Source organism: Frankia sp. CoWAU3 (assembly GCF_977971855.1).
Genome location: NZ_CDWWXB010000006.1, coordinates 19,770 through 24,293, shown reverse-complemented (window position 1 = coordinate 24,293; position 4,524 = coordinate 19,770). Strand labels below are relative to the sequence as shown.

The following is a 4,524-nucleotide window of genomic DNA, read 5'->3' as shown; positions in this document are numbered from 1 at the left end:
TTGTGCATCGCGTGCGTGCGGATCTGCAGCTCGACCGGTTTGCCCTCGGGACCGATGACCGTCGTGTGCAACGACTGGTACATGTTGAACTTGGGCATCGCGATGTAGTCCTTGAACCGGCCGGGAATCGGCTTCCAGGTCGCGTGCACGGTACCCAGCGTGGCATAGCAGTCCCGGACCGAGTCGACCAGGACGCGGATGCCGACCAGATCATAGATGTCGTCGAAGGAACGGCCGCGCACCACCATCTTCTGGTAGATCGAGTAATAGTGCTTCGGCCGCCCGGAGACGACCGCCTTGATCCGCGCGTCCCGCAGGCCGACCTGCACCTGCCCGATCACCTCGGCCAGATAGACGTCCCGGCTCGGGGCCCGGTCAGCGACCAGCCGGACGATCTCGTCGTACCGTTTCGGATACAACGCGGCGAACGAGAGGTCCTCCAGCTCCCACTTCAACGAGTTCATGCCGAGCCGGTGGGCGAGCGGGGCGTAGACCTCGAGCGTCTCCCGAGCCTTGCGTTCCTGCTTGTGCTCGGGCAGAAAGCGCAGGGTACGCATGTTGTGCAGGCGGTCGGCGAGCTTGACCACCAGCGCGCGTGGGTCGCGGGCCATCGCGACGACCATCCGGCGGATGGTCTCCGCCTGGGCCGCCTCGCCGACCTTGACCCGGTTGAGCTTGCTGACCGCGTCGACGATGAGCGCGATATGGTCACCGAAGGTGTCCCGGATTGCATCGACGGTAAGCGTCGTCTCCTCGGGGGTGTCGTGCAGCAACGCTGCGGACAGCGTCGCGGTGTCCATCCCCAGATCGGCGAGGATGCTCGCGACCGCGATCGGATGAGTGATGTACGGGTGGCCGGAGAAGCGCACCTGGCCGGCGTGCGCGGCGTCGGCGACCTCGAACGCCTGCTGCACCTGGGCGATGTCGGCGCGCGGGTGGTTCGCGAGCAGCCCACGCAGCACCGGGTCGAGAGCCGAGGGAGGCGTCGCCCGGTGCGTCGCAAGGCGGGAGAGCCGACCGCGCACCCGACGCGGCAGCGGCGGCGACTCGTGCCCCAACCGGGGGACGACCGGGGAACCGTCCTCGGGACGCCGTCCCATGCCGACCGCGGTGACCAGCTCGGACCCCCCCGGGGATCCAGCCGGTGGCTCCTGCCCGCGGACGTCGCCACCATCCGCAGCCGGCGGCTGTGCCGGCCCGTGGGCTGCCGGCCCGTGGGCTGCCGACTCACGCGCCACCGATCCGGCGGTGGCCCGCGCGGCATCGCCCACCGGCCGGGGCTCCCGGAAGGGAGTGACGGCGGGCGGCGAAACTCCGGTGGTCACCGGCGCTGCCTCGGGCACGGACCGCTCCTGCGTAAGGACTAGACACCGAGCCTAACGCCGCACTGGTCAGAAGCCTTCCGCGGACCTCGCCCGGGCGAGGTCAAATCGTCAGAAGGGAGACGACATCGAGCGGCGCGACCCGATCACGGCCCGGCAGGAAGGACAGCTCCATGAGGACCGCCAGCCCCACGACCTCCCCGCCGCCAGCCGCGAGCAGGCTGTGTGCGGCGGCCGCGGTGCCACCGGTGGCCAACACGTCGTCAACGAGCAGGACCCGGTCGCCGTCGTGCACCGCGTCAGCGTGGATCTCGATCGTGGCGGCGCCGTACTCCAGGTCGTAGGAGGCGCTTCGGGTCGGCCCCGGCAGCTTGCCCTGCTTGCGGATCGGCACGAGGCCGGTGCCCAGCCGGTCCGCGACCGGCGCGGCTAGCAGGAAGCCCCGCGCCTCGATGCCGGCGATCGTGGTAGCCCCCAGCTCCCGGGCCGCGTCCGCCAGCGCACCGATGACCACCCCGAAGGCGGTCGGCGTCGCGAGCAGCGGGGTGATGTCCTTGAACACGACCCCTGGCTGCGGCCAGTCGGGAATGTCGCGGATGTGGCCACGTAGGACCTCGGCGACCGCGTCGTGCGCGGCGGACCGCTGCGGTGCGTCGTCGATGCTCGTCATCGTGCCGCTTCTCCCACCTTCAGGGTCGTCTGGACTTCAGGGTCGCCCGGACATTAAGATCGTCCTGACATCAAGATCGTCCGGAGATCCGCCGCCACCCGATCGGAGCCCCGCCCAGATCCGCGCGGCCGGCGACCTGGCTCACCGGCGTTTCTTACCGCTCGGCCGTCCGCGCCGGCCGGGTTTGCGCCCCGCGGCGCGCCGAGCGGGGGGCGCGCCCGACGGTCGTCGGGCGGCACCGCCCAGGTTCGCCCCGGCCGGAACCGGTTCACGCGCGCCGGAGACGGGAGCGTCCTCACCCCAGCCGGCCGGATCGACCGCCGCGCCGGCGGGAACAGCCGTGCCCGGCACACCCGCGGCGGCCCGGACCCGCCTGGCGCGCTCACGGGCGACCCGCGCATCCAGCGCCCGCACGGCGGGGTCGCCGCGCTTGAGGTCGACGAGCAGCGGCGTGGCAAAGAACAGGGAGGAGTATGTACCGGAGGCGATACCGACGAACTGGGCGAGCGCGAGGTCCTTCAGCGTGCCGGCACCGAGCAGACCGGCGCCGACGAAGAGGAGGGATGCGACCGGGATGAGGGCGATGAGGGAGGTGTTCAGCGAACGCACCAACGTCTCGTTGAGCGCGTCGTTCGTCGCCTCCGCGTAGGTCCGCCGCGTCGACGTGCCCATGCCCGCGGTGTTCTCCCGCACCCGGTCGAACACCACCACCGTGTCGTACAGGGAGAATCCGAGGATCGTCAGCACGGCGATGACCGTCGACGGCGTCACCTCGAAACCTACCAGCGAGTAGACACCCATGGTGACGACGAGGTCGTGAACGAGAGCGGCCATCGCCGCGAGCGCCATCCTCCACTCGAACCGTACCGAGAGGTAGATCACAACGAGCACGAGGAAGACGGCCAGGCCCTGGAGGGCCTTGTTCGTGATCGTCGATCCCCAGGACGAGCCGACGGTCGACACGGCGATGTCGCGGTCCGGGTTCGACACCGAGAAGCGCTTGGCCAACGCGCCGGTCAGCTCACGGGTCTGGGCGTCGGAGAGGGTCGGCGTCTGGATCCGGAACTGGTGGGAGGTCTCCAGTTGCTGGACCACACTGTCCGCCGGATCGAGCCCGATGCCGGACAGCGTGTCCTCGACCTGCGCGACGGTACCGCCACCGCTGGGTAGCTGGAAGACCGCGCCACCGGAGAACTCGATACCGAAGGTGAAGCCACGGAAGATCATGCTGATGATGCAGACGGCGACCACGACGCCGGAGACGGCGTACCAGGCCTTGCGCCGGCCGACGAAGTCGACGTTGAAGTCGCTGCGGTAGATCCGCCCGACCAGTGCCATCTCAGCTCTCCCGCCTCTGCCCGGCCGGCGCCGGCCGCTTGGCCAGTCGCGCCCGGGTGGAAGCGGCCTGCGCCACGCCACCGCCACGCCCGCCGAGGGTCTTCGGACTCAGGCCCGAGTACCGGCTGACCGAGAACAGTCTGCGCCGCACCAGCAACGTCACCAACGGCCGGGTGAAGATAAACATGATCACGACATCGCTCAACGTCGACAGCCCGAGCGTAAAGGCGAAGCCGCGCACCGAGCCGATCGACAGGATGTAGAGGACCGCGGCGGCCAGGAAGGAAACCGTGTCCGCGGAGAGCATCGTGCGCCGCGCGGCGGGCCAGGCACGATCCGTGGCCGCCCGGACCGTGCGACCGGCCCGAACCTCGTCTTTGATCCGTTCGAAGTAGACCACGAACGAGTCCGCCGTGACACCGATCGACACGATCAGGCCGGCGATGCCGGCCAGGGTCAGCGTGAACCCGATCGCCACGCCGAGCAGCACCACCGAGGCGTAGATCAGCAGACCGCTGACGGCGAGGGAGATGATCACGACCATGCCCAGCGCCCGGTAGTACAGGAAGGAGTAGGCGATGACGAGAACGAGTCCGATGGCGCCGGCGAGCAGTCCGCCGTGCAGCGAGTCACGACCGAGGGTCGGCGAGATGGACTCGGCCTGGGAGCGCTCGAAGGCCAGGGGAAGGGCACCGTAGCGCAGCACGTTGGCGAGGTCCTCGGCGTCGGACTGGCTGAAGCCGCCGGAGATCTGGGCCGATCCGGGGATACGCTCGTTGGTCTGCGGCGCGGACTGCACCACCCCGTCGAGCACGATCGCAACCTGCTTGCCGATCGTGCTCTCGGTCAGCTTGGTGAACTTGTTCTGGCCCGGACCAGTGAACTCGACGTTCACGACCCACTGCCCGGTGGTGATGCCCGTGGTCCCGCCGCCGCCCTGCAGGCCCGCGGAGGCGGTCTTCACATCCGTCCCGACCACCGTGGCCGGCTTGAGCAGGTACTTCGTCGTCCCGGTCCGGTCACAGGCGGCGGTCCAGTCCTGCGGGCGGTCGGTGCTGACCGAGGCTTTGCGGACGTCGGCCGCTGCGCACGTCAGCGACTCGTAGCGAGCGAACACGTCAGCAGGCGGGCTGTCCCCGGTCGACCCGGTCGACCCGGTCGCCGCCGGCGCGGGGGCCGGAGAAGCCGAGGCCA

General features: G+C 69.9%; 4 protein-coding genes. All 4 read right to left on the bottom strand.

Going from position 1 to position 4,524, the window contains the following annotated elements; translation table 11 throughout:
• The coding region (locus AC08ON_RS01650; RefSeq protein ID WP_476616329.1) for a RelA/SpoT family protein at nt 1-1,343 on the bottom strand (1,343 nt) is incomplete at its 3' end.
• Nucleotides 1,344-1,425: 82 nt separating this feature from the next.
• On the bottom strand, nt 1,426-1,992 hold the full coding sequence (locus AC08ON_RS01645; RefSeq protein WP_476606159.1) for an adenine phosphoribosyltransferase: 567 nt from the start codon (nt 1,990-1,992) through the stop codon (nt 1,426-1,428).
• A 141-nt stretch (nt 1,993-2,133) separates the two neighbouring features.
• On the bottom strand, nt 2,134-3,330 hold the full coding sequence (gene secF / locus AC08ON_RS01640) for a protein translocase subunit SecF (RefSeq protein WP_011435816.1): 1,197 nt from the start codon (nt 3,328-3,330) through the stop codon (nt 2,134-2,136).
• Nucleotide 3,331: 1 nt separating this feature from the next.
• A partial coding sequence (secD, locus tag AC08ON_RS01635; RefSeq protein WP_476616328.1) for a protein translocase subunit SecD occupies nt 3,332-4,524 on the bottom strand: 1,193 nt, incomplete at its 5' end.